Raw genomic sequence first — 25,083 nt, 5'->3', positions numbered from 1 at the left:
TATTTTTGGAGTGAATACAAATGAGCCAATTTTCTTTTACAAAAATGCATGGTCTTGGCAATAGTTATATATATGTAAATATGTTTGAAGAGCAAATTCCTGAAGAAGATTTAGCTCTTGTGGCGGGAAAGGTTTCAAATATTAATACTGGTATTGGAGCAGACGGGATGATTTTAATTTGCCCTTCAGACGTAGCTCCGGTGAAAATGCGCATGTTTAATAATGATGGTTCTGAAGGAAAGAGCTGTGGTAATGGTTTGCGCTGCGTAGCGAAATATGCGTATGAGCATAAACTAGTAGAAGAAACAGTTTTCACAATTGAAACGTTAGCTGGTATTGTAACGGCTGAAGTAACAGTAGAAGATGGTGTCGTGACATTAGCGAAAATTGATATGGGGGCACCGCGTCTAACACGTGCAGAAATACCGATGCTTGGTGAAGGTGAAACGCCATTTATTCGTGAAAACTTCTTATATAATAATCATCGTTATGCATTTACAGCTGTTTCAATGGGAAATCCGCATGCGGTTATTTTGGTTGATGATGTAGAAAAAGCACCTCTTACAACACTTGGACCAGTCCTCGAGACACATGAAATGTTTCCAGAGCGAGTAAATGTTGAGTTTATCGAAATTTTGAATGATGACGAGATGAACTTCCGCGTTTGGGAACGTGGATCTGGTGTAACGCAAGCTTGCGGAACAGGAGCGTGCGCTGCAGTTGTAGCTGCTATTTTAAATGGAAAGATGGAACGCGGTAAGGAAATTACTGTTCATTTAGCTGGTGGCGATTTAATGATTGCGTGGACTGAAGAAGGAAACGTGTTGATGAAAGGACCTGCGGAAGTAATTTGCCGCGGAGTGTATGAGTACAAGATAGAAGCGTAAAGATGTATAATGGACTAAGAACAGAAAGGAAGGTGTATTTCATGATTAAAGTAACAGAACAAGCAGCTTTTCAAATTAAAGATATGTTAAAAGATGCTGAAGATGGAGAGAAGTATGTGCGCCTTGCTGTACACGGCGGCGGATGTAGCGGTCTTTCTTACGGCTTAGGATTTGAAGTAGAACCAAAAGAAGACGACACAGTTCTTGAGTTTTTCGGTGTTGAATTTGTTATCGATAAAGAAAGTGCTCCAATTGTTAAAGGAGTAAAAATTGACTATAAACAATCTATGCTTGGCGGTGGATTCACAATCGACAATCCAAACGCAATCGCATCATGCGGATGTGGATCATCTTTCCGTACAGCGACGAATGCTGGTAAACCAGAAGAGTGCTAAGTTTTTAGACGAAATAGAAAAGGCCTTTTTAGCGATGGAATAAAATCGTTAGAAAGGTCTTTTCTTTTGGCATTAAAACAGAAAATGCATGTAAAGTTACTTTGGAATTTAATTTAAATGTTATTATATATAGGATATGTGATTTATATTGTGAATTCCAGTTTCATATTGCTCGTTTTAAGATAAGATTTCGTAACGGAAATGTAAAAAAATAGAAGAAATATACTATTTATTAGTTGTATTTAATGTTAATATTTGTAACGAAGATGATTGGCGATCGTGTTCGGACTAGCTGTAGTTTCACCGGTTATTACTAATAGGTAGATTTATCCCATAAAAGCCCGATTGGTGAGGGCTGATTAAAGTTTCACTTTATATAAAAAAGGTGTATGAGGGAGAAGGCTATAGCAAATTGTATAGAACTGAATAGTTCCGTATTCATTAAAATACGTTGATTACTAGATATTAAAAAACACCGGGGGGATTAGAATGAAGTTATTTAAGAAAGTACTTATAGTAGGGGTGGCGTTGACTACAGTATCGATTTTGGGGGCTTGTTCTAGCGATACAGACGTATTAACAAAAGTAGGAGCAAAGCAACCAGCGAAGGCCGAAGGTGAAGAAGTATTAAAAGATCAGAAGAAAACACCTATGACCACGAGTAAACGTGAAAGTATTAAAAATGAGGATGCTCCATCATCAAAGAAGCGTTATATTTCTCATGACGAATCTCAAAAGATTGAGGAAGGTATGACGTATACGGATATTCTTAATACGATTGACTACGGTGGTGAGAATATAAAACATTATAATAATAATGAAAAACGCGTATTTTATACTGAAAAAGATACGGATGGTACATATGAAATTATGGTTGAATTAAATACATATGGTTACGTTGTGAATATTGAACGTACTGCTATAAAGGGTACAGATAAAGAGAATGAGAATGAGGTATCTATGAAACGTATTGAAGAGCCTGTAAAGGAATATGAAGAAAAAAACGATCGTGTACCGTGGTATAAAGATGTAAATAACAATTCGGCAGCAGTAAGTTACAATCACTATTTGAAAATCAAAAAAGGTATGCCCGCGAATCAGGTAAAAGCTGCAATTGGACAGCCACATGTGATTGAGAAATATAAATCTTATTCAGTATATGACTATACTGGTTATGGTGGAGAAGGATCATTACGTGTAATCTTTGAACCGAATGGAACTGTTACGGATGTAGTGGAAGACGGTTTACTACGATAATAAATTAGTTACGGGAAGAGTTGTAGTAAAGTTGTCTTTGATTTTATAAAGTTTTTGGGAGCATCCCCAAATATAGATGAAAAAATAATTCTTTTAGCCATGTTATAGTATTAGTATTTACCGAAGTTTCTTCCAAATTCAATAGCGTTATTGTGGATGTTGTTGACGTATTAGTTTTGTTGATATATGCCGCAGTAGGGCAGCAATTGTAATTGGACGTAAAAGGACGCGGAGGAGTAGCAGCTTCCTTTTGAAAAAAAGGAGGGAAATATGATGGAGGATATTCTTGAATTCATAAGGAAATACGTAATTAAACCTATTATTAGTTTAATAAGATACCTTGTAATAGAGATTATAATTGAGGGTATAATAGAAGGCGTAATAAACGGTATAAGGAAATTACGTGATAAGTGGCGAAATTGGCGTGAAAGACGTTATTGGCGGTAGTGTAGCTGAGAAGCGTGCGAAACAAAAACGTTATACAGAAGTTTAATGAAATGATAGAAATCGACCCGCATTTAGAATCTGTACTCGTTCCAATTGGTGATGGAATGACAATTTCTAAAGTGAAGAAATAATTATTATCTTACAAAAGTGTAATGTTCATGTCATGTTTTTGAATTTCTTCTTTAAGCTCTGGGCTTTAAGATAAGAATATAAGAAAAAACATATGAGGTGAAGGAAATGAAAAGATACATTGCACTATTTAGTATTTTAGTTGTATTCGCAAGCTTGTTAGTTGGTTGTGATTTAAACCGTATGGGTAAAGATGAGTACTACGTTCAAATTACAGTAGATGGAAAAGAAGTTCATAGTAAAGCTGATAATGGTCAAAAATTTAAAGATTATGAGTATAAGCTAACTGGCTTTGATAAAGACGGTAAAGAGAAAGAATTAGAATTTACAGCTCAAAAAAATCTTCGTAAAGAAGCATTCCTACGCGTATATCACTCAGATAAAAAAGGTGTATCAGCTTGGGAAGAAGTAAAGAAAGACGAGCTTCCAGCGAAAGTGAAAGAAAAATTAGGCGTGAAATAAGACAGATAGAAAAGGAATTGACGAACAGGGTCAATTCCTTTTTTTGTTTTCAAATTCTTCTTCTGAAATGACTTTAAATCCGTGTCTTTTAAATAAAGCAGTAGTTACCCCGTAACCAGTTTGCTTATTGCCATTAAATTCACCAGTGTAAATCGTAGAACTGCCACAAGATGGACTACGTTCCTTTAAAATAATATATTCTGGGTGTAAATTTTTAATTTGTTCTAATGCTTTATAAGCACCATTTACGAAAGCTTCTGTGACATCTTCACCATCTTTGGTCATCACTTTCGCTTTTCCGTCCAAAACGTCGTCGCCATTCCCGCCAATAATTTCAGCAGAAGGACGAGGTGTTGGCAGTCCTCCTAATACTTCAGGACAAATGAGGACTGTATCTTCTTTTTGTAGTAGCTCCTCTATTTTTGAAACGAGATTGTCATTTCCGTCATATCGACAAGCTATACCACCTAAACAAGCGCTAATTACGATCATATTTTCATCTCCATTAAAAAAATATTAAATTCCACGCCAAATTCTCTTCCTGCCTCTTACTTATAAATGAGGTGATATAAATGGGAAGCTTATATAATTTAATGAAACCATACAGTGAATTTCGAAGTAAAGAAGAGTTTAATACATATCAAAAACAAGTTTTGAAACATTATCGATTTCAATTAAATAAAACGGATGCTACCATTATTCATTTTTTAGGAAAGTATGCAGTGAATGAGAAACAGAAAACAGTGGGGGTTGCTTGTCCATTAATGGAGACGAGTGCTACAAATGTTGGAAAGAGTATTCGTACAGTACGCCGCTCTATTGCAAAGTTAGAGGAACTAGGAATTATAAAGCGTGTTGCGACAAAAGAAAGACATAGGCGCGGCGGATATAGTGCGAACTTATATGTATTTCTTATATCTGCAATTGACCGCATGGATGACCGTATGAAAATGTCCGCATGTGAAAGTGAGGATTATACAGCTGGCTGTAGCGGAAAGGAGCAAAAAAGCGAAAGGGAAACAATTCTTTCTAAAAACATTCTACAAATAAAAGAGAAAAGAAAAATAACGTACGAGCTTGATGAGACGTATTGCCGTCATGATATACCGAAGCCTTTTATATACGCACTTCTGCCGATGACGAGTAATCCGAAGAAGATTAATATATTTTGGAGTAAGGTGGAACTTGCATATAAAAAGAGTGGATTACTAGAGCAAGGTGTTTTACTGGAGCAAATATTAGCTGATGAAGAAGTGTATGGGAATTTCATTTGGCGCGTGAAAAGTGTTGTGAGGGCGTATAAATACGGGGAAATCCGTAAAAATGTGAAGGCACTTTTATATAGTACAGTGCGAGATTTATTTTTAGAGATTGGATTAGAATGGGGAGCAGCTGTGAGAAGAAGTAAGGGGATAGCGTTATTTGATCCATTTAAAAAAGAGCCATGCGTATAATACATGACTCCAAGTAGCTAGTCGAACTTTCTTACAACTGGAACACGAATCGCTACAAATAGTACGAAGACGATAACAGCTATTGCACCACTTTTCATAACGGTTACGATTGGAATTCCTATTGCAAGTGCAATGGATGTGAATGCATAAGAGAGCGGGATAAAGCCCATTGATGATAGCATAAGTAAACTCATTACGCGTCCCATCATTTCTTCTTTGACTGTCGATTGAATCATTGCCATAAGCGGTACAATCGCCATTGCGATTGTAATACCGTAAAACATGCCAGCTAATAGTGCTTGCCAAAGTACGGTACTAAAGTTGATGGCTAAGAAGAATATACCAGACAATAGCATCATGATAATACAAAATAGACCGCGTCTACGATTAATATTTTTTAAACCGACAATGACAGCACCGATTGCCATTCCGCCGCCTACAGATGCTTCTAAGTAACTAAACTGGAGCGAATCACCATGCAGCACGTTTTTAACAAAAAGCGGGAAACCAACTTGCATCGGGCCGATTAAAAATAAGTTTAAAAAGGCGCTACAAATAAGGAAAGTTGAAAGGAATGGCGATTCCTTTACATATAAGATTCCTTCTTTAATGGAAGTGAACATACCTTTATCTGTATCTTTTTGTTCTGGCATCGTAAATTGTATTTTTTGAACGAGTATGGCCGCGACAATCAGTAATAAAATCGTAATGGAAAAGATTGTCTCATAGTTCGTAAATTTAATGAGAATTCCGCCAAGTACAGGGCCTAAGATGACCGATGCTTGGTTCGTCATTTGTGTAAGTGAATTCGCTTGTGTTAACCGGCTTTTTTCTACCAATTCCGGTAAGATAGATCCATCTGCTGACCAGAAGAAAGCATCAGCAAGTCCAAAGAATAAAGCGAATAAAGCAAATGTATATAGCGTTACATCACCAACGATAAACCATGTGAGAATGGTTGCGACAAGAATCGCTCGAATGATATTGGAGTAAAACATAATATTTTTTTTCGGGAATTTATCAGCTACAGCGCCGCCGACAATCATAAAAATAAGCCTTGGAACACTAAGGGCTACGAAAACAACACCGAGTGAAGCTTCAAGGTTTAATGTTTTTGCTATGTACCACGTTTGTGAAAAAGTAAAAAAGGCTAAAGCAAAGCTTGAAAAAAGAGTAGCTGCCCAAAGAAAAAGGAAATTCGTATTTTTTAATAACGGTTTTCCGCTTCCTTCTAAAGCAGTTTTATTTTGTTGTAGTTCCTCCATATTGCTTCCTTTCTATGTGACAAATTTAAACTAAAAAACAAGTAAACGCCCGATTGGTGAGGGCTAATACTTAATGGGAGATGCCCCCACTGATTATAGTTTCACTTTATACAGTTTCTAATATTTCTATACTGCACTTTCTCATTGTAGACAATAATAATGAATTTGCCCAGTAGCTATTTAACGACAAAAAAAGATGCCGAATGGGCATCTTTTTTTAGGCTAACGCAATATAAATATCCAATTGTGCATGATTTGGGTCTAATGCTCTTTCGTCGTAAAGCTCGAAGTCTGTTGTGAAGGCACGTTTATTTTCTTTCGACCATTGCCAAATATATTCCCAAGCTTCGCAAACGACTTCAGCAACTGGTCCCTTTCTCGTTGTAAATACCGCATATGTAGCAGCAGGTATTGTTAAAGTTGTCATATTTTCAGGAACGTCTTCTAATGAAGAAACGGTCGTACCGATTGTAAATGTATATGTACCAGTTTCATCTGATTCATAGTTGGAGTAGAATGCGAATGTTTCTTTCGTTTTTTGATTTGGGATGTGATGCATCATTTGTTCTTGAAAGTATCGGTTCCAGAGCTCGGGAATTTTCCCTTCAGTAGATGCCTCTATTTCGTTAGTCGTCGTAATCGAAACGCCGATTGCTTGGAAAGCTTCTTTTTTTACGATAATGGGTTCGTTTATCATTACAAATTCCTCCTTTAAAATAAGAACATATGTTCTCTTATAATATAACATATTTTTACATGTAACGGTTATTGTTTTTTGAAAATTTTAATCATAAATAACAAACTGAAATGACTAAAAATGGTAAAATTTCTATTGTATGTATGAATAGATTAAGAGATATGTTAAGCTTTTTATGTATCCTTAAACTGTTATATAAACCTATACAATAGGGCATTTTTTACTATGTTAAAAAATGGTGAAGGTTTGTATAAGTGTCCGATATATATATATGCTATTTTTGATAAATTAAAATAGTAATATTCTATGAGATTTATATTGTTGACATTGGGATTTCAACGATACATTTTCGTAGGTCGGATTGTTGCGAGTGGATATATATTGCTATGTATACGGCTACGAAATTAAGTAGACGGATAGCAAGTATATAGAAAGGAGAAAGGTAGAAAATATGAAGCAAGTATTGAAGTGTTTTAATGTCGTAACGATGATCACACTTCTCCTATCCATCATATTGCCTTCACCCAGTGCTTTTGCTACAGAGATAAATAAAAAAAGCTGGGATGAGCTACAAGGAAATGATGTGAAAATTAAGGCAGAGCAAGTAAATGCTGAAATATATAAGGGAGAAGTAGCAGAGAGGGAGCACGTATTTCAATATACGATTGAAAATACGGGAGCTACACCAATTCAAGAATTGGTGCTTAAACAAAATAATGAAAATGAAATTACGTTCCCTTCGCAATCTGTGAAAGTAAACGGAGAGAAGTTACCTGAAAATAAGGTAGCGGATTTCTATGTAGAGGAAAAAGATAAGGGAGGAAAGGTTCTTTCTTCTAATCTTAAAATTAAAGATTTAAAATCACATGAAAAAATGACTGTGTTAATAAAAGCTCGTCGTGCACAACATTTTAATAATGAGTATAAGCAAAAAATTAGTGTGCAAAAGGATCAACTACAAATAGGGAACATGTCTGTAGATGTTGAGGGAATCCCTTCTGAAGAAAAGGTAGCAGCTAATGCCGATGAGGAGGCTGACAGTAGTAAGAAAGAAGTTGGCCCATCAGCTAATAATACAATTAAAAAAGTTGATGAAAAGCTAAAAGTATCTGTAGAAGATAAAAATAACCCTACATCAAAAACAGAACCACCAAAACAACCAGTAACCGAAGCTGAGAAACTAGAAAAAGAAGCGGAAAATCAGAGCGATGCAAAAGTACAAGCTGCATCAGAGAATGCTTCGAAGGTTCAAATGCAAACAGGGGATAAGCAAGGATTTGGAGATCCACTGTATTCTACAATTACTGCTGGTAATTTAGTACAGACTGGTAATGTAACACTTGGTTTGACGACCGATCATTATGGCAGACAAAGTATGGGTTATAAAACGAATAAAATGACTGTGGACGTTGATAACGATGATAGTACTTTTAATTCGTCAACAGGTGCATTTCCTAATATTCCTGCCGGAAGTAAAGTGAAAAAGGCTTACTTATTCTGGACAGCAGCAATGGGGTTACCAGGAAATATTGCTGATAGAAAGGTTACCGAGGATCAAGTAAGGCAACCAGTCAAAATGAAAATGGGAAATAAAGAATATGCAGATGTAACTGCTGATAGCATACGAAAAGCGGATAGCTTACCTTTTATTTCTAATTACTCGGGTGCTGGTGCTGGTTATGTTGCATATGCGGATGTAACAAATGTAATTGCGCAGCAAGGGATTTCTCAAACTTTGACAGTTGCAAATGTGCCACAAATTAAAGATGTAACAGGTGGCGGCTATTACTGGGGTAACTGGAATCTTATATTAGTTTATGAAAACTATAAAGAAACAGTAAAAGACATGAAGATTTGGGAAGGGCTAGTCTCTCAAAAAAGTACAGCCTGGACAGATATTAGTGTTAATAAAATAAATACACCCAAAGAAGGTACTTTTAAGGCGAAATTTAGTTATTTTTCATCGCAAGGTGATCCAGCTGAGAAAGATGGATATGCATATGATTATGGAGAATATGATTTTGGTGCTGGATATATAAAGATAAAAAATATTAACGGTAAAGATAATGATGCGAATGATTCGTCTATGACAGAAGTACAAGTAGACGGTACTAACGAGTTTGTTACGAAAAAATATCCAGGATATAATCCGGATTGGACGAATTCATTCAGTACTGACATTCATACGTATCATCTTGAAGGACCGAATCAAGTAAAAAATGATTTAAAAGAAGCAAAAATGCGTTTTAGAGCAAATAGTGGCTATGGTGATATTTACGTATTAAATAACGCTACATTTGTTACAGAACATAATGCTCCAAACTTACAAGTTGATAAAAAGGCGTTAGATAGTGCCGGAAAAGAAATTAAGGACATTAAAGCTGGTGAAGAGTTTACGTATCAAATTGAAGTGAAAAATGATACGAAAAATAACCAAGCACCTGTATCTAATGTAAAAGGTTTTGATAAATTAGATGATCGTTTAGAGTATGTTCCGGAATCTATACAATATATTTCTGGAAGTAATAAAGGAAATAAAACAGATAATGCAAGCGATGATGAAGCAGAGTTTGTAAATAATCAAATTGATTTCCGTATGGGTGAAGGGGCAGATGCTAAAGACGGCGGTGTTTTAAAACCTGGTGAGAGTGCTATTATTACATTTAAAGTAAAAGTGAAAGCTTCTGTACAATCAGATACAACAATAAAAAATATCGTTGCGGTAAAGGGAAAAGATAGTACCGAGGTAAATTATGAAACTGCAGATGATGCAAATGTTACGGTTACGCTTCCAAAAGAAGTTCCGGGAGAAATAGAGGCGAGAAAAATAGCTTCTAATAAAACACCGAAGTTAGGTGATGAAGTAGAGTATCGTATTACATTTAAAAATACGGTAAAAGATGGACGTCTAGATGTATTGACAATTGAAGACGAATTACCAAGTAGTCTTGAATACGTGAAAGATAGCTTGAAAGCAGAAGGTGCAAAACCAGAGCCAGTAGAGCTGAAGTTTGAAAATGGTAAAGTAATTGCAAAGTATCCAGAAATTATGGATATGGAAGAAAGAAGTATCGTCTTTAAAACAAAAGTAAAAGAAACTGCAAAAATTGGTGAAGAAATTGTTAATAAAGCAACCGTTAGTGATAAAACAAATCCACCAAAGGATTTAGAAGAGAAGATTACACCACAGCATAAGTCCGGTAAAATTGCTGCAAAGAAAAAAGCAACAAATAAAAAGCCGAAGCTAGGAGAAGAAATTGAATATCAAATTAGCTTCCAAAATACGGTGGAAAACGGAAAACTAGATGCAGTTACAATAGAAGATGAAATTCCAGCTAACTTAGAATTTGTTCAAGGCAGTGAGAGAGCTGAAGGTGCTGAACCAAATCCAGTAGAGTTAAAAGTAGAAAATGGTAAGGTAATCGCAAAATATCCAGAGATTACGGATACAAAAGAGCGAAGCATTGCCTTTAAAGTGAAAGTAAAAGAAGAGGCAAAAGCCGGAGAAACGATCGTTAATAAAGCGGTTGTGAGTGAGCCGAATGGACAAACTGAGCATCCAGAAGAAAAGATTACGCCGGATTATAAATACGGTAAAGTGGATGTTGAAAAAAGCGTAACGAATCAAACACCAAAACTAGGAGAAGAAGTGGAATACCGAATTACATTTTATAATACGGTAGAAAACGGAAAACTAGAAAAGGTGCTAGTAGAAGATACACTACCTAAAGGTGTTGAATACGTGAAAGATAGTTTGAAAGCTGAAGGTATAAAACCAGAGCCAGTAGAACTAAAAGTGGAAGACGGCAAAGTAATGGCAAAGTATCCAGAAATTACGGATACAGAAAAAAGAAGTATTGTTTTTAAAGTGAAAGTAAAAGATTCGGCAAAAGTAGGGGAGGCAATCGTAAATAAAGCAATTGCAAAAGATCCGAAAAATGAGCCTGTTGAATCAAAGGTTGTTATTACACCGCAAAGTAAAAAAGGTGAAATTGCTGCTACAAAGGTAGTTAATAATAAGAAGCCAAAGTTAGGCGAAGAAATCGAGTACCGTATTAGTTTTCATAATACGGTTGAGAACGGAAAACTTGAAGAGGTGCGAGTAGAAGATACAATTCCAAAAGGTCTTGAATATGTAGAAAATAGCATCAAGGCCGAAGGAGAAGCACCTGGACCAGTAGAATTAGCTGTTGAAAATGGGATAGTCAAAGCTAAGTATATCGATATTATGGATATGAAAGAAAGAAGTATCGTCTTTAAAGTAAAGGTGAAGGAAGAAGCAAAAGTAGATAAAGAGATTGTCAATAAAGCAATTGTTGATGATACGAAAAATCCACCGATTGAGCCGGAGGAAAGAATTACTCCGCAACATAAGGATGGAATAATTGATTCGAAGAAGACAGTAGATAATCCATCACCAAAACTAGGAGAAGAAGTAGAATACCGAATTAGCTTTAAGAACACGGTAGAAAACGGAGAACTAGAAAAGGTAATAATAGAGGATACAATTCCTAACGGTTTAGAGTATGTAAAAGGCAGTGAAAAGGCTGAAGGTGATAAACCAGCTCCATTAAAGTTAAGTGTGAAAGATGGAAAAGTCATTGCTGAATACGAAAATATTACGGATATGAAAGAAAGAAGTATTGTCTTTAAGGTAAAGGTGAAGGAAGAAGCGGAAGTAGGTAAGGAAATCATCAATAAGGCAATTGTGGATGATATGAAACATCCGAAAGAACCAGAAGCAAAAATCACACCATTACACAAAGATGGAAAAATTAAAGCGAAGAAAAGCGTAAATAATGAAACACCGAAGTTAGGAGAAGAAGTAGAATACCGAATTAGTATGAAAAACACGGTTAAGTACGGAAAGCTAACAGACGTGATAATAGAGGATACTTTACCAGAAGGTTTAGAGTATGTAGAAAATAGTTTGAAAGCAGAAGGTATCGGAACAGATTCAGTAGAGCTGAAATTTGAAAACGGTAAGGTAATGGCAAAATATCCAGAAATTATGGATACAGAAGAAAGAAGTATCGTTTTTAAAGTGAAAGTAAAAGAAGGAGTAACAGTCGGTAAAAAAATCATTAATAAAGCAACTATTGATGATTCGCAAAATAAGCCAGTTAATCCGACTGCGGAAATTATTCCTCAGTATAAAGATGGAAAACTTGAAGCGAAAAAGATGGTAAATAATGAAACGCCGAAGTTAGGAGAAGAAGTGGAATACCGAATCAGCTTTAAAAATACGGTAGAACATGGAAAGCTGACAGAGGTAAAGATAGAAGATGATTTACCAAATGGATTAGAGTATGTGAAAGATAGTGTAAAAGTAGAAGGTTCTAAGCCAGATCCAGTGGAATTGAAATTTGAAAACGGTAAGGTAATGGCAAAGTATCCTGAGATTACAGATACAAAAGAGAGAAGTATTACCTTTAAAGTGAAAGTAAAAGGTAAAGTGAGCGATTCAATTGTTAATGAAGCGATTGTGAGCGATACGAAACATCCGCCAGAAACACCGACAGCAGAAATTATTCCGCAACATAAAGACGGAAAAGTGAAAGCGAAGAAGACGGTAAATAATGAAACGCCGAAGTTAGGAGAAGAAGTAGAATACCGAATTAGTTTTAAAAACACGGTAGAAGACGGAAAACTAGCAGAGGTGAAAATAGAAGATACTTTACCCGAAGGTTTAGAGTACGTAGAAAACAGTGTGAAAGCAGAAGGTTCTAAGCCGGATCCAGTAGAATTGAAATTTGAAAATGGTAAGGTAATGGCGAAGTATCCAGAGATTACGGATACAGAAGAAAGAAGTATCACTTTTAAAGTGAAAGTAAAAGATGAAGTGAAAGTCGGTAAAAAAATCGTCAATAAAGCAATTATTGATGATACGAAAAATGAGCCAGAAACACCGACGGTAGAAATTACTCCACAGCATAAAGATGGAAAAGTGGAAGCGAAGAAAACGGTAAATAATGAAACACCGAAGTTAGGAGAAGAAGTGGAATACCGAATTAGCTTTAAAAATACGGTAGAAAACGGAAAGCTAGCAGAGGTAACAATAAAAGATGATTTACCAAATGGATTAGAGTATGTGAAAGATAGTTTACGAGCAGAAGGTTCTAAGCCAGATCCGGTAGAACTGAAAGTGAAAGATGGAAAAGTAATCGCAAAATATCCAGAAATTATGGATACAGAAGAAAGAAGTATCGTCTTTAAAGCGAAAGTAAAAGAAGAATTTAAGGTTGGTGAAGGCATTGTCAATAAAGTAGTTGTTGATGATACAAAAGATCCAACAACTTCAGAAGTAACAATTACGCCAGAATATAAAGACGGTAAGCTTAAAGCAGAGAAATTTGTAAACAATAAAAAACCGAAATTAGGAGAAGAAGTAGAATACCGAATTAGTTTTAAAAACACGGTAGAAAACGGAAAACTAGTAGAGGTTACAGTAGAAGATGAAATTCCAGCTGGATTAGAGTACGTGGAGAACAGTTTACAAGCAGAAGGTTCTAAACCAAGTCCGGTAGAATTGAAATTTGAAAACGGCAAGGTAATGGCAAAGTATCTAGAAATTGCGGATACAAAAGAAAGAAGTATTATTTTTAAAGTGAAAGTAAAAGAAGAGGCAGAAATAGGAAAGGAGATTGTTAATAAAGCAATCGTAGTAGATACAAAAAATGAGCCAGAAGAGCCTCGTGTGGAAATTACTCCGCAATATAAAGATGGTAAAATTGCTGCGCAGAAAGTAGCAAATAATCATAAACCGAAACTAGGAGAAGAAGTAGAATACCGAATTAGTTTTAAAAACACGGTAGAAAACGGAAAACTAGTAGAGGTAAATATAAAGGATACATTACCAAATGGTTTAGAGTATGTAGAAGGCAGCATCACAGCAGAAGGTTCTAAACCGAAACCAGTAGAGCTACAGGTGAAAAATAATAAGGTAATGGCAAAGTATCCAGAAATTACAGATACAGAGGAAAGAAGTATTGTCTTTAAAGCGAAGGTAAAAGAAAGCGTAAAAGTGGGAGAAGAAATCGTAAATGAGGCAATTATAGATGATACAAAGAATCTGCCAGAAGAGCCTTATGTAACGATTACACCACAATATAAAGATGGGAAAATTGAGGCAAGAAAAGAAGTAAGTAATCATGAACCGAAGTTAGGTGAGGAAATCGAATATCGAATTATTTTTAATAATACGGTGAAAGATGGAAAACTAGCAGAGGTAAAAATAGAAGATGAAATTCCAGCTGGATTAGAGTTTGTAGAAGGAAGCGAAAAGGCTGAAGGTGAAGAGCCAAAACCAGTGGAGTTGAAAGTAGAAAATGGTAAGGTAATGGCAAAGTATTCAGAGATTATGGATACGAAAGAAAGAAGTATCGTCTTTAAAGTGAAGGTGAAAGATTCAGTTGCAATAGGTAAAGACATCACAAATAAAGCGATTATCCATGTTGATGATCCGAACCATCCAGTAATTGATCCGACAGCAAAAATTACACCGCAATATAAAGACGGTAAAATTGCTACTCATAAAAAGGTGAATAATCATAAACCGAAGCTAGGGGAAGAAATCGAATACCGAATTTCATTTAATAATACGGTGAAAGATGGAAAACTGGCAGAGGTGAAAATTGAGGATGAAATTCCGTCTGGTTTAGAGTATGTGAAAGATAGTCTAAAAGCAGAAGGTGATAAGCCAGCACCAGTAGAGTTGAAAGAAGAAGCTGGTAAGGTTAGTGCGAAGTATGAAAATATCACTGACATGAAAGAAAGAAGCATTATCTTTAAAGTGAAGGTGAAAGATTCTGTTGAAGTGGACAAAGCAATTGTAAATAAAGCAATTGTTGATGATACAAAAAATCCACCAGAGCGACCAGAAGTAGAAATTACCCCGCAGCATAAAGACGGTAAAGTTAAAGCTGATAAAAAGGTAAATAAAAAAGATCCAAAGCTAGGAGAAGAAGTAGAGTACCGAATTAGTTTTAAAAATACGGTAGAAAACGGAAAACTAGCAGAAGTGAAAATTGAGGATCAATTACCAACTGGTTTAGAGTATGTGAAGGATAGTTTAAAATCAGAAGGTAATGAGCCAGCGCCAGTAGAGTTAAAAGAAGAAGCTGGGAAAATTACAGCGAAGTATGAAAATATTATTGATACAGCTGAGCGTAGTATTATCTTTAAAGTGAAAGTAACGGAAGTAGCAAAAGTCGGTAAGAAAATCGTGAATACGGCAATTGTGGATGATGACAATCCGAAGAATCCGCCGCAAAAACCAGAAGCGATTATTACGCCGGAGTATAAGGACGGAAAACTAAAAGCTGAGAAAACAGTAAATAATCCAGCTCCAAAATTAGGAGAAGAAGTAGAGTATCGAATTACTTTCCGTAACGTAGTAGAGCATGGAAAAGTAGCGAAGGTGAAGATTAAGGATGAATTACCAACTGGCTTAGAGTTTGTAGAAGGTAGTGAAAGAGCCGAGGGAGAGAATCCGAAACCGTTGTATGTGAAAGTGAAAAACGGAATCGTCCTTGCGGAATATCCAGAAATTACGGATATGAAAGAAAGAAGTATCGTCTTTAAAGTGAAAGTGAAAGAAAAAGCTAAGGTAGGCGAAGAGATTGTGAACAAGGCGATTGTGGAAGATACAATAAATCCACCAGAGCAACCGAATATCTCTATTCAGCCTCAATATAAAGATGGTGCATTACAAGCAGAAAAAACAGTAAGTAATCATGAACCAAAGTTAGGAGAAGAAGTAGAATATCGAATTAGCTTTGAAAATACGGTAGAGAACGGAAAACTAACGGAGGTAAAGGTAGAAGATGAAATTCCAGCCGGTTTAGAATACGTAAAAGATAGTATAAAGTCTGATGGGCCGGAACCATATCCGGTGGAACTTAAAGTAGAGAATGGAAAAGTAACAGCAAAGTATCCAGAAATTACGGATACGAAAAAAAGAAGTATCATCTTTAAAGTGAGAGTACAAGAGACGGTACAAGTAGGAAAAGAGATTGTAAACAAGGCGATTGTTGATGATAATAATCCGACGACTCCGCCAGTTGAGTCACTTATACCAATCACACCGCAATATAAAGATGGGAAACTAGAGGCAAGGAAAGAAGTAAGTAATCATGAACCAAAGCTAGGGGAAGAAATTGAATATCGAATTACTTTTAACGGCACAGTAGATGGCGGGAAGTTAGTTGATGTAAAGATTGAAGATGAAATTCCGTCTGGTTTAGAGTATGTGAAAGATAGTCTGGAGGCCGTAGGTGATAAGCCTGTGCCTACAGAACTTAAAGTAGAGAATGGAAAAGTAACAGTGAAGTATCCAGAAATTACGGATACGAAAGAAAGAAGTGTCATCTTTAAAGTAAAGGTAAAAGAAACAGCAAAAGTTGGAGGAGAAATAACAAATAAAGCGATTATTGAAGTGGATGATCCGAAACATCCAGTTATAGAACCGACAGCGAAAATAAAGCCAGAATATAAAGATGGTAAGTTAACAGCAGCGAAGACAGTAAGTAATAAAGAGCCAAAGCTAGGAGAAGAAGTAGAATACCGAATTAGCTTCAAAAATACGGTGGAAAACGGAAAACTAGATGTAGTTACAATAGAAGATGAAATTCCAGCCGGTTTAGAATACGTGCAAGGTAGTATTAGATTTGAAGGGGCTGAGCCAAATCCAATAGAGTTAAAAATGGAGTTTGGAAAAGTAATCGCCAAGTATCTAGAAATTACAGATACGAAAGAACGTAGTATTATTTTTAAAGCGAAGGTAAAAGAAGCGCCGAGTAAAGGGATAACAAATAAAGCAGTAGTGGACGATAAAATAAATCCGCCACTTGAGCCTACAGTTACAATTTTACCGAAAACAAAAGAAGATTTTAAGATACCAGAAGATCCGAAAGAACCGAAGGAGCCAGAAGTGAAACCGGAAGATCCGAAAGAGCCGAAGGAGCCAGAAGTGAAACCGGAGGATCCGAAAGAACCGAAGGAGCCAGAAGTGAAACCAGAAGATCCGAAAGAGCCGAAGGAGCCAGAAGTGAAACCGGAAGAACCGAAAGAACCGAAGGAGCCAGAAGTGAAACCGGAAGAACCGAAAGAACCGAAGGAGCCAGAAGTGAAACCGGAAGATCCGAAAGAACCGAAGGAGCCAGAAGTGAAACCGGAAGATCCGAAAGAACCGAAGGAGCCAGAAGTGAAACCAGAAGAACCGAAAGAACCGAAGGAGCCAGAAGTGAAACCGGAAGTAAGATTGGAAAAATTAATTAAAGAGCCGCAAGTAAAAACAGAAAGAGAATTACCGAAAACAGGGGCAGCGTCTCCATGGATGATGTCAGTTGGTGCTGGAATTTCATTCTTAGTTGGCGGAGTATTATTCGTATTAGGTAGAAGAAGAAAACAATAATTTTTTCAGACGAAAAGCACACTGAGTTCGATAGTTTATCGAATTCAGTGTGCTTTCGTGGTATATAAAATAAAAGCTCCTTCCACGTATGGAAGGAGCTTTTATTTTTACATATTAAAACATGCTTGAGCTATGCATTGGTTGAAGTTTTGCATTTGGATCGAAGTAAGCTTTTGCATTGTTTACTGCTGTTGGTGCTTCACCGAAGCCGCAAGCAATGAGTTTTACTTTTCCTTCATATGTACAAATGTCACCAGCAGCGTAAATACCAGGAATATTTGTTTCCATTTTTGAATTTACAAGGATGCTGTTTTTTTGTATATCTAAGCCCCAGTTTTTAATTGGGCCAAGAGAAGAAACGAAGCCATAGTTTATAATTACGTCATCAACATCGATGATAACTTTTTCTTCCGTTTTTACGTGCTGAAGAACGACTTGTTCAATTTTGTCATCACCAATGAGTTCAACTGGAACATACGGTGTACTTACTTCTGCACGAGAATTCATTAAGTTTTCGACGCTATGTTCATGCGCACGGAATTTATCGCGGCGATGAACGATTGTAACTTTTTCAGCGATCGGTTCTAACATCATTGTCCAATCAACAGCTGAATCGCCGCCGCCAAATACTACGACGCGCTTACCGGCAAATTTATTCATATCATCAACGAAATAATGTAAGTTTTTCTTTTCATACTTTGCTGTACCTTCTAATTCTAAGCGGCGTGGTTGGAAAGCACCATTGCCAGCAGTAATAATAACTGATTTAGAATAGTGAGTTTGCTTATTCGTAACAAGTTTAAATATACCGTCAGCTTGTTTCTCAAGCGTATCGACAGCTTCTTCTAAACAAACGGTTGGGTCAAATTTCTTCATTTGCTCTTTTAAGTTATCAACTAATTCTTGTGCGCGCACTTTTGGGAATCCAGCTACATCATAAATGTATTTTTCAGGGTAGAGTGCGGATAATTGTCCTCCAAGTTGAGGTAAGCTTTCAATGATTTTTACACTTGCTTGTCTCATACCGCCATAAAATGCTGTGAACAGCCCTGTTGGACCACCACCAATAATTGTTATGTCGTAAACTTTTTGATTTTCTGCCACTTTCATTCCCCCTATAGATGGAATTTTGATATTGATTTCATATATTGTTCATATGTACACGAAAATCCTGCAAATGATGACACTTTCAAATAAATGATAGCATATTTGAGTTCATAATACTTCTGAAAACGACTGAATTGTGTGTAAGTTTTCGCATAGGTTCTTTTTTATTGTATAAAATATACAGAAAGGAAAATACATGAAAAAAAGTCTAAAAAACCCTTGAAAACGCTATGTTATTTTAAAATATTGATAATTCTCCAGACGCTTGAATTCTGGAATAAAACCGACTAATATAGGGAAGTATTATGTTAAATTTCTATGACAAAATTCGTACGATTTTTTGACTGCGTTTTGTTATGATATAGAATGTGATAAATTCCACATTCTTGACAAATAGAGTTTTTAGTACTTGGTATTATTTCTCATTACTATTATATAAAGAAAAGGGTTGTGATTTGGTGAAGACTCCAAAAATCGTAGTTTTAGGTGCAGGTTATGGCGGGATGATTACGACTGTTCGTCTGCAAAAAGCATTATCTGTAAATGAAGCTGAAATTACGCTAGTAAACAACAACAGCTATCACTACCAAGCGACTTGGTTACACGAGAGCGCAGCTGGTACATTACAAGATGAAAAAATCTGTCTAGATATTCAAGACGTTATTGATACAAATAAAGTGAACTTTGTACAAGACACAGTAGTAGAAATTAAAGCTGCTGAAAAACGCATTATCTTAAAAGACGGCGAGTTAGAGTATGACTACTTAGTAATTGGTCTTGGTTTCGAATCAGAAACATTCGGAATTACAGGATTAAAAGAGCATGCATTCTCAATCGCTAACATTAATGCAACTCGTGAAATTCGTGAGCATATGGAAGCTAGTTTCTCTAAATATGCAACTGAACAACGCGATGAGTTAGTAACAATCGTTGTTGGTGGTGCTGGATTTACTGGTATCGAGTACGTAGGTGAGCTTGCAAACCGTGTTCCTGAACTTTGCAAAGAGTACAATGTACCACGTGAAAAAGCACGTATCATCTGTGTAGAAGCTGCTCCAACAGCACTTCCAGGTTTCGATCCAGCGTTAGTAGAATACGCTGTAAAACAACTTGAGAAAAAAGGTGTAGAATTCCGCATCGGTACAGCAATTAAAGAAGCAACTGAAGAAGGTATTATCGTTGCGAATGGCGATGACACTGAATTAATTAAGTCTGAAACAGTAGTTTGGGCTGCAGGTGTTCGTGGTAACGGTATTGTGGAAGAGTCTGGATTTGAAGCAATGCGCGGACGTGTAAAAGTTGATGAGTACATGCATGCTCCAGGATACGAAGATGTATTCATGGTTGGTGACGCAGCGTTAATCATTAATGAAGAAATTAACCGTCCATACCCACCAACAGCACAAATCGCAATTCAACAAGGTTACAATATTGCACACAACTTAACTGTATTAGTTCGTGGTAAAGGTGAAATGAAAAAATTCGCATTTGATAATAAAGGATCTGTATGTTCTTTAGGTCATGACGATGCAATGGGCGTTGTTATGGGTAAAAAGTTAACAGGTTGGAAAGCTTCCTTCATGAAGAAAGTAATCGATAACCGTTACCTATTCTTATTAGGTGGACCTTTATTAGTTCTTAAAAAAGGTAAATTAAAGTTCTTTTAATATATAGTAGAAAAAGCAGAAACGGCTAAGAGCTGTTTCTGCTTTTTTCATATTAAAAATATAGTATAATATAAAAAGAAAGAATATTCTGTCCGTTCTGAAAGAGGAGGTTATTACATCATGGAGAAACGAGGGAAGGTATGGCTAGCTGTTAGTGGCCTAGTAGCTACAAAAGATGGCAGGTGGCTATTCGTTAAGAAAAAATACAGTGGATTAAAAGGGAAATGGTCTTTACCGGCTGGTTTTGTAAATGAAGGTGAGACGGTTGATGAAGCTGTGAAACGCGAAGTATTAGAAGAGACAGGCATTGTCGCTCATGTGAAGGGGATCATTGGTGTTCGATCGGGTGTTATTCGTAATGAGATTAGTGATAATATGATTATTTTCCTTTTGGAGCCTGAAGGAGAAAATATTATTATACAGGAGAAAGAATTGTCTGAAGTGGCGTTTCTACATCCAGATACGATTGCGGACGATCCAAATACGTCTGTGCTTATTAAGTATTTGTTAGAAAGAAAATCAGAATTACATCTTGAAATGGATAAAACATTAAATCCAGGAGAGCAATTTGGTTATACAGCCTATCACGTATTTACGGCGCATGCGAAGGAGAGGGAGAAAGAGTGAGTATACCGGTACTACTTATTTCAATGATGTTATTTTTTATTTTGTTCTTTGGAATTGGATTTTTACTCAACATGATTTTGCGAGCTACTTGGGTGATGGTTATTGTGTATCCGATTGTTTGTATGCTTATTATTAATAAAGCGAGTATGTGGGATTATTTTTCAAAACCGAAAGAAACATTTTCTTCATTTGGGACAAGTGTATCGCACTTAGGACAAGCAGACGTATTTATTCTATCTACTGGATTGGTAGGGGCTGCTTTAGCAGGAGTCGTAATCAAGAAACTTCGGAAAAGCGGATATCAAATGTTTTAATCTCCAATTAAGTTGGAGATTATTTTTTTGCATATTCCTTCATGGTATAGGGAATGATTAACGATGAAGGAGTGTGGAATATAAAAATGTTAAAACGATATTGTATTCGCATTATGATGACTTGTTTACTTGCAATTGCATTATGCGTAACATGGAATGCTTTCACAGGAGTTTCTTTATTAGAGATTGTAAAGAAGTATGAGGGAACGAGTGCAAAAGAAGTACATGCAGCAGAAGTTAAGAGAAATGTTGCTCCGAGTAAAGAAGTGATAAATGCTTTAGAGCAGGCAAACGACTGGTCTAAATATCGTTCAATTGAAATGACGGCAACAGGTTATACGTCGGGAATTGAGTCAACTGGTAAGAGGCCGGGACATCCGGAGTATGGTATTACATATTCAGGTGTTAAGGCGAAAAGGGATTTATATTCCACAATCGCTGCGGACTTACGCGTATTCCCAATTGGAACAATTTTATTCGTACCAGGTTATGGGTATGGTGTAGTAGCAGATAAGGGCGGTGCAATAAAAGGAAACCGTCTTGATTTGTACTATGATACGGTGAAAGATGTTTATAGCCAATGGGGTAAGAAAAAAGTAAATGTGTATGTAGTGAAAGTTGGAAACGGTAAGTTTTCAGAAGAAGAATTAACGATGTTAAATCAAGACGAAACGATGCAGGTGTTTCGGGGTCAATATTTGAAATAGAATATATAGTTGATAGGGCTTCCTTCTGTATTTTTTAGAAACATTAATATAGAGGAGAGCCCTTTATTATTGGTATTTAATAACTGATTTTCAATGTTTAATTTATGTGTTATAATTTTTCCTGTATTAGAAGGAAATTACAATTGAATAGGGAGGGAAAGAAGAGAGTGACAAAATAGAAGCACTCTTATTATTATGAGGGAAGGAACTTTATCTCAACAAAATATAGTTGTATTGTTTTTTAAACAGTTACGCCCGAAACAATGGACTAAAAACTTGCTTGTATTTGCAGCGTTAGTCTTTTCAATAAAACAAGTATCTTTAACTATGGTGGCACAAGCTGCAATTTGTTTTGCGCTATTTTGTGCAATATCTGGCTGTGTCTATATTTTAAATGATTTTATGGATATCGAGGCAGATCGACAGCACCCTGTTAAGCGATATCGACCGATGGCATCGGGGGCATTAAATCCGTACTTTGCTATTACGGCAGGTTGTGTTATTTTAGTAGCGTCTTTAGTAGTTTCATATATACTAAATCCGTTATTGTGCTTAGTATTAGCAACCTATTTTATTTTAAATGTAGCGTATTCAATTCGTTTAAAGCACGTTGTAATCATTGATATTTTAATTATTGCATCTGGATTTGTTTTACGAGCATTGGCCGGTGGATTAGTTATTCAAGTGCCATTTACACCGTGGTTTTTATTATGTACATTATTACTGTCACTATTCTTGGCTATTAATAAAAGAAGACATGAATTAGTATTGTTACAGAATAATAAAGGTTCTCATAGAAAAGTATTAGAAAGTTATTCCCCTGCTTTGTTAGACCAATTAAGTACAATTGTTACATCGGCAACTATTGTAACTTATGCTATCTTTACTTTTAATGCAGGGAAAAGTATCTATTTAATGTGGACAATCCCATTTGTAATTTACGGGATCTTTCGTTATTTATATTTAGTTCACATGGAAGATAAGGGTGGAGAACCAGATAAAGTTTTATTAGAGGATCAGCATATTTTAATAACAGTGTTGTTATATGCGATAACAGTTATTATTATACTATTGAACTTTTAATTACTCTATTCGGGTTTACTAAAACGTTTAAGAGGAGAGTCTTAAACGTTTTTTATTTGGAATAAAACAGTTAAGGAGTATAGAGATGCAACAATTTTTGATGATTATTTTATCAGTTGGTATGGGAGTTGTAGGGCAAATTTTATTAAAGTTTGGCGCAATGAAATCACAAAGTTCAGCGGCTGTAGGTATTATGAATTTCATTAACGTACCGAACTTTTTCGGACTAGCTTTTTACGGTTTAAGTGCATTATTATGGATGATTGTGCTGAGAAAGGTTGATTTAAGTTATGCATACCCAATGGTGAGTTTCGGATATGTATTTGTTATTATTGCGTCAGCATTATTATTTGGTGAAACAATCAATTTCATGAAAATTACTGGAATGGTATGTATAGTAGCTGGCATTTTATTTATTGCAAAATCATAGGAGGTAAAGCAATGGGAACATATTTATATTGTATACTTCCATTTATAGCTTGGGTAGCTTCGGGAGTATTGAAATTTTTAGTGAATTATCTTCGTTCTGGAAAAGATGCTTTTCGTTTAGTTGGAAACGGTGGATTTCCTAGTACGCATACAACGATTTTATCAAGTATGGTCATGACAATAGGGTTTCATGAAGGTTTTAATACGCCGATGTTTGGAATCGGGATGGCAATTTTAACAATTGTTATCATTGATGCCACAGGACTTCGCCGTACAGTTGGTAAACATGCAAAAATGTTGAATAAACATATTAGTTCGAAAGAAGAGAAATTAAGAGAGCGTCAAGGACATCATTGGCATGAAATTTTTGGTGGACTTGTGTTAGGAACAGTTATTGGGTACGTGGCACATCTAATTATGGTATTTCTACCTTAGAGAGGAGAAGAAGCATTGAGTATTTGGAATAATTATAAAGGAAAGGGGATATTAGCCCTTGTCCTTTTCATTTTTTATTGTTCGTTTTATTTTTTCATTGGTTGGAAAATGGATACTCACTCCAAAATTTTGAGTGGGGAGTGGAGTGATACCTATTTTTCTTTTGATCAAGGATATTACATTTTTGGTTTTTTCCTTGAGAGAGGAGAGATAGTAGGGATGAGCTGGTTCCGACATCCATTCCTTTATTATTTTGTTCAAGGATTCATGTGGATACTTGAAACAGTAAAAGTAGGGAATATAGTACACGGTATTATATTCATTCAAGCATTCTTAAGTGCAATTAGTGTAGTGATGATCTATGCATTATGCTGTAAAATTTGTAAGAATGTAATTGTTTCTTTCCTATTAGCGGTTATGTACGGATTTTCAGCTACTATGTTAGTTATTACGTGGACACCGGAATCTTTTATTTATGCAAATTTCACATTGGTACTGATGTGTTTTGTGTGTTATCCATTTATTAATGGGGAAAAAGAAGCAAAAATGGGGTTCAATATTACCAATATATTATTGGCATTAGGAATAACTGGGGTCACTTTAACTAATTCGTTTCTGTGGTTTTTAGGTAGTGTAATGAGTTATAAAAAATTGCAGAAAAAAATTATTTGGACTAGTATTTCTATTGTTATTGTCGTGATTACGTTTGTTTTAGTAATGAACGCAAATAATGTAGTTCTTATCGAGGCAGTGAAGTCTAGTATGGGCTTTACGCAAGAACAGAGTTTTTCACCAGAATACGTCAAACCAGTAGGTATATTGATGTTTCATCTATTATTAGGATCTTCCTTTATCTTTGGTAAATTTTCAGAAGTACCATTGCGAGTAGGAAGTGAAGTTGCACATTTGAACCTTCTTCCTTCACATACTATAATCGGTTGGATTGTAGTTGTATCCGTGTATGCTTTTATATTGGTAGTTGTATGGAAAAACTTTTTAAAAGAACCTTTTGTAAGGTTTTTAAGTTTATGTTTACTATTTAATATTGTTTTACATGGAATTGTTGGCTTTGGAGCATCTGAAGCATTTATTTATGGGGCACATATGGTATTTACAATACCTTTATTATTGGCATATGGCTTTAAAGTGATGAGACGTATAAAAGTAGTCGGTTTATGTATAATATTACTATTAATATTAATAAATAATTTTGAGAGTATGTTATATTTCTATCATTTTGCAGTCTCGAACTACTCTTTATAATAAAATAGATTTTTAATAAAAGGGTACTTTAGATAGGATGTCTA

General features: G+C 35.8%; 18 protein-coding genes and 1 pseudogene. 15 read left to right on the top strand and 4 right to left on the bottom strand.

The window, feature by feature from the left end; all coding sequences use genetic code 11:
- Positions 1-20: 20 nt before the first annotated feature.
- The 5 genes and pseudogenes from dapF (at position 21) to M1D73_RS25280 (ending at position 3,577) form a co-directional block, all read left to right on the top strand.
- Positions 21-887, top strand: a complete 867-nt coding sequence (gene dapF, locus M1D73_RS25300) for a diaminopimelate epimerase (protein ID WP_000077405.1) — start codon at positions 21-23, stop codon at positions 885-887.
- 41 nt (positions 888-928) lie between these two features.
- Complete coding sequence (locus M1D73_RS25295) at positions 929-1,282, top strand: HesB/IscA family protein (protein ID WP_000598775.1); 354 nt, start codon at positions 929-931, stop codon at positions 1,280-1,282.
- Positions 1,283-1,771: 489 nt separating this feature from the next.
- Entirely contained in the window at positions 1,772-2,539 is a 768-nt protein-coding gene (locus M1D73_RS25290) for a hypothetical protein (RefSeq protein WP_121868610.1), read from the top strand.
- Between the two features lie 403 nt (positions 2,540-2,942).
- Positions 2,943-3,117 (top strand): annotated as a pseudogene (locus M1D73_RS25285) (methyltransferase).
- Between the two features lie 106 nt (positions 3,118-3,223).
- Complete coding sequence (locus M1D73_RS25280) at positions 3,224-3,577, top strand: YxeA family protein (RefSeq protein WP_000833148.1); 354 nt, start codon at positions 3,224-3,226, stop codon at positions 3,575-3,577.
- 30 nt (positions 3,578-3,607) lie between these two features.
- On the opposite strand, the gene M1D73_RS25275 is transcribed toward M1D73_RS25280, so the two are convergent.
- Positions 3,608-4,069 (bottom strand): 2-thiouracil desulfurase family protein, encoded by a 462-nt coding sequence (locus M1D73_RS25275; protein WP_000635488.1) that lies wholly within the window; start codon positions 4,067-4,069, stop codon positions 3,608-3,610.
- A gap of 80 nt (positions 4,070-4,149) precedes the next feature.
- On the opposite strand from M1D73_RS25275, the gene M1D73_RS25270 reads away from it, so the two are divergent.
- Positions 4,150-5,031, top strand: a complete 882-nt coding sequence (locus M1D73_RS25270; RefSeq protein ID WP_121868611.1) for a helix-turn-helix domain-containing protein — start codon at positions 4,150-4,152, stop codon at positions 5,029-5,031.
- 17 nt (positions 5,032-5,048) lie between these two features.
- On the opposite strand, the gene M1D73_RS25265 is transcribed toward M1D73_RS25270, so the two are convergent.
- Together M1D73_RS25265 and M1D73_RS25260 are read right to left on the bottom strand one after the other, a co-directional pair.
- Positions 5,049-6,296 (bottom strand): MFS transporter, encoded by a 1,248-nt coding sequence (locus tag M1D73_RS25265; RefSeq protein WP_000391944.1) that lies wholly within the window; start codon positions 6,294-6,296, stop codon positions 5,049-5,051.
- 217 nt (positions 6,297-6,513) lie between these two features.
- The gene (locus M1D73_RS25260) at positions 6,514-6,993 is read right to left on the bottom strand and encodes a GyrI-like domain-containing protein (protein WP_000606657.1); all 480 of its coding nucleotides are present in this window, start codon (positions 6,991-6,993) and stop codon (positions 6,514-6,516) included.
- A gap of 451 nt (positions 6,994-7,444) precedes the next feature.
- Between M1D73_RS25260 and M1D73_RS25255 the strand changes: the two genes are divergently transcribed.
- Positions 7,445-17,407, top strand: a complete 9,963-nt coding sequence (locus M1D73_RS25255) for an isopeptide-forming domain-containing fimbrial protein (protein WP_243341472.1) — start codon at positions 7,445-7,447, stop codon at positions 17,405-17,407.
- A gap of 114 nt (positions 17,408-17,521) precedes the next feature.
- Here M1D73_RS25255 and M1D73_RS25250 read toward each other — a convergent pair whose 3' ends face one another.
- Positions 17,522-18,511 (bottom strand): NAD(P)/FAD-dependent oxidoreductase, encoded by a 990-nt coding sequence (locus M1D73_RS25250; protein ID WP_000829784.1) that lies wholly within the window; start codon positions 18,509-18,511, stop codon positions 17,522-17,524.
- Positions 18,512-18,972: 461 nt separating this feature from the next.
- Here M1D73_RS25250 and M1D73_RS25245 point away from each other — a divergent pair, with 461 nt between their 5' ends.
- The 8 genes from M1D73_RS25245 (at position 18,973) to M1D73_RS25210 (ending at position 25,039) form a co-directional block, all read left to right on the top strand.
- On the top strand, positions 18,973-20,181 hold the full coding sequence (locus tag M1D73_RS25245) for an NAD(P)/FAD-dependent oxidoreductase (RefSeq protein ID WP_000856612.1): 1,209 nt from the start codon (positions 18,973-18,975) through the stop codon (positions 20,179-20,181).
- 120 nt (positions 20,182-20,301) lie between these two features.
- Positions 20,302-20,808 carry an NUDIX hydrolase gene (locus M1D73_RS25240; RefSeq protein WP_071740905.1) on the top strand — a complete coding sequence of 169 codons (507 nt, stop codon included), beginning with the start codon at positions 20,302-20,304 and terminating at the stop codon, positions 20,806-20,808.
- Positions 20,805-21,122 carry a YuiB family protein gene (locus M1D73_RS25235; RefSeq protein WP_000027016.1) on the top strand — a complete coding sequence of 106 codons (318 nt, stop codon included), beginning with the start codon at positions 20,805-20,807 and terminating at the stop codon, positions 21,120-21,122. Before M1D73_RS25240 ends, M1D73_RS25235 begins: the two co-directional genes overlap by 4 nt.
- A gap of 86 nt (positions 21,123-21,208) precedes the next feature.
- Entirely contained in the window at positions 21,209-21,829 is a 621-nt protein-coding gene (locus M1D73_RS25230) for a 3D domain-containing protein (RefSeq protein WP_002204854.1), read from the top strand.
- 195 nt (positions 21,830-22,024) lie between these two features.
- A complete protein-coding gene (locus tag M1D73_RS25225) occupies positions 22,025-22,912 on the top strand; it encodes a decaprenyl-phosphate phosphoribosyltransferase (RefSeq protein WP_121868784.1) in 888 nt (295 codons plus the stop codon).
- Between the two features lie 85 nt (positions 22,913-22,997).
- Entirely contained in the window at positions 22,998-23,342 is a 345-nt protein-coding gene (locus tag M1D73_RS25220) for an EamA family transporter (protein WP_086691816.1), read from the top strand.
- Between the two features lie 11 nt (positions 23,343-23,353).
- Positions 23,354-23,776, top strand: coding sequence for a divergent PAP2 family protein (locus M1D73_RS25215; protein WP_086385262.1), 423 nt, complete (start codon positions 23,354-23,356; stop codon positions 23,774-23,776).
- Between the two features lie 15 nt (positions 23,777-23,791).
- On the top strand, positions 23,792-25,039 hold the full coding sequence (locus tag M1D73_RS25210) for a DUF6080 domain-containing protein (protein ID WP_071740797.1): 1,248 nt from the start codon (positions 23,792-23,794) through the stop codon (positions 25,037-25,039).
- Positions 25,040-25,083: the final 44 nt, after the last annotated feature.

The sequence above is a fragment of the Bacillus sp. PK3-067 genome, from assembly GCF_056738645.1.
This window is presented reverse-complemented; position numbering and strand designations above follow the sequence as displayed.

Excerpts from the sequence above, each read along its gene's own strand:
- dapF (WP_000077405.1), top strand. The coding sequence starts at position 21 with ATGAGCCAATTTTCTTTTACAAAAATGCATGGTCTTGGCAATAGTTAT.
- M1D73_RS25290 (WP_121868610.1), top strand. The coding sequence starts at position 1,772 with ATGAAGTTATTTAAGAAAGTACTTATAGTAGGGGTGGCGTTGACTACA.
- M1D73_RS25260 (WP_000606657.1), bottom strand. The coding sequence starts at position 6,993 with ATGATAAACGAACCCATTATCGTAAAAAAAGAAGCTTTCCAAGCAATC.
- M1D73_RS25265 (WP_000391944.1), bottom strand. The coding sequence starts at position 6,296 with ATGGAGGAACTACAACAAAATAAAACTGCTTTAGAAGGAAGCGGAAAA.
- M1D73_RS25220 (WP_086691816.1), top strand. The coding sequence starts at position 22,998 with ATGCAACAATTTTTGATGATTATTTTATCAGTTGGTATGGGAGTTGTA.
- M1D73_RS25295 (WP_000598775.1), top strand. The coding sequence starts at position 929 with ATGATTAAAGTAACAGAACAAGCAGCTTTTCAAATTAAAGATATGTTA.
- M1D73_RS25270 (WP_121868611.1), top strand. The coding sequence starts at position 4,150 with ATGGGAAGCTTATATAATTTAATGAAACCATACAGTGAATTTCGAAGT.
- M1D73_RS25225 (WP_121868784.1), top strand. The coding sequence starts at position 22,025 with ATGAGGGAAGGAACTTTATCTCAACAAAATATAGTTGTATTGTTTTTT.
- M1D73_RS25215 (WP_086385262.1), top strand. The coding sequence starts at position 23,354 with ATGGGAACATATTTATATTGTATACTTCCATTTATAGCTTGGGTAGCT.
- M1D73_RS25230 (WP_002204854.1), top strand. The coding sequence starts at position 21,209 with ATGTTAAAACGATATTGTATTCGCATTATGATGACTTGTTTACTTGCA.
- M1D73_RS25280 (WP_000833148.1), top strand. The coding sequence starts at position 3,224 with ATGAAAAGATACATTGCACTATTTAGTATTTTAGTTGTATTCGCAAGC.
- M1D73_RS25255 (WP_243341472.1), top strand. The coding sequence starts at position 7,445 with ATGAAGCAAGTATTGAAGTGTTTTAATGTCGTAACGATGATCACACTT.
- M1D73_RS25240 (WP_071740905.1), top strand. The coding sequence starts at position 20,302 with ATGGAGAAACGAGGGAAGGTATGGCTAGCTGTTAGTGGCCTAGTAGCT.
- M1D73_RS25275 (WP_000635488.1), bottom strand. The coding sequence starts at position 4,069 with ATGATCGTAATTAGCGCTTGTTTAGGTGGTATAGCTTGTCGATATGAC.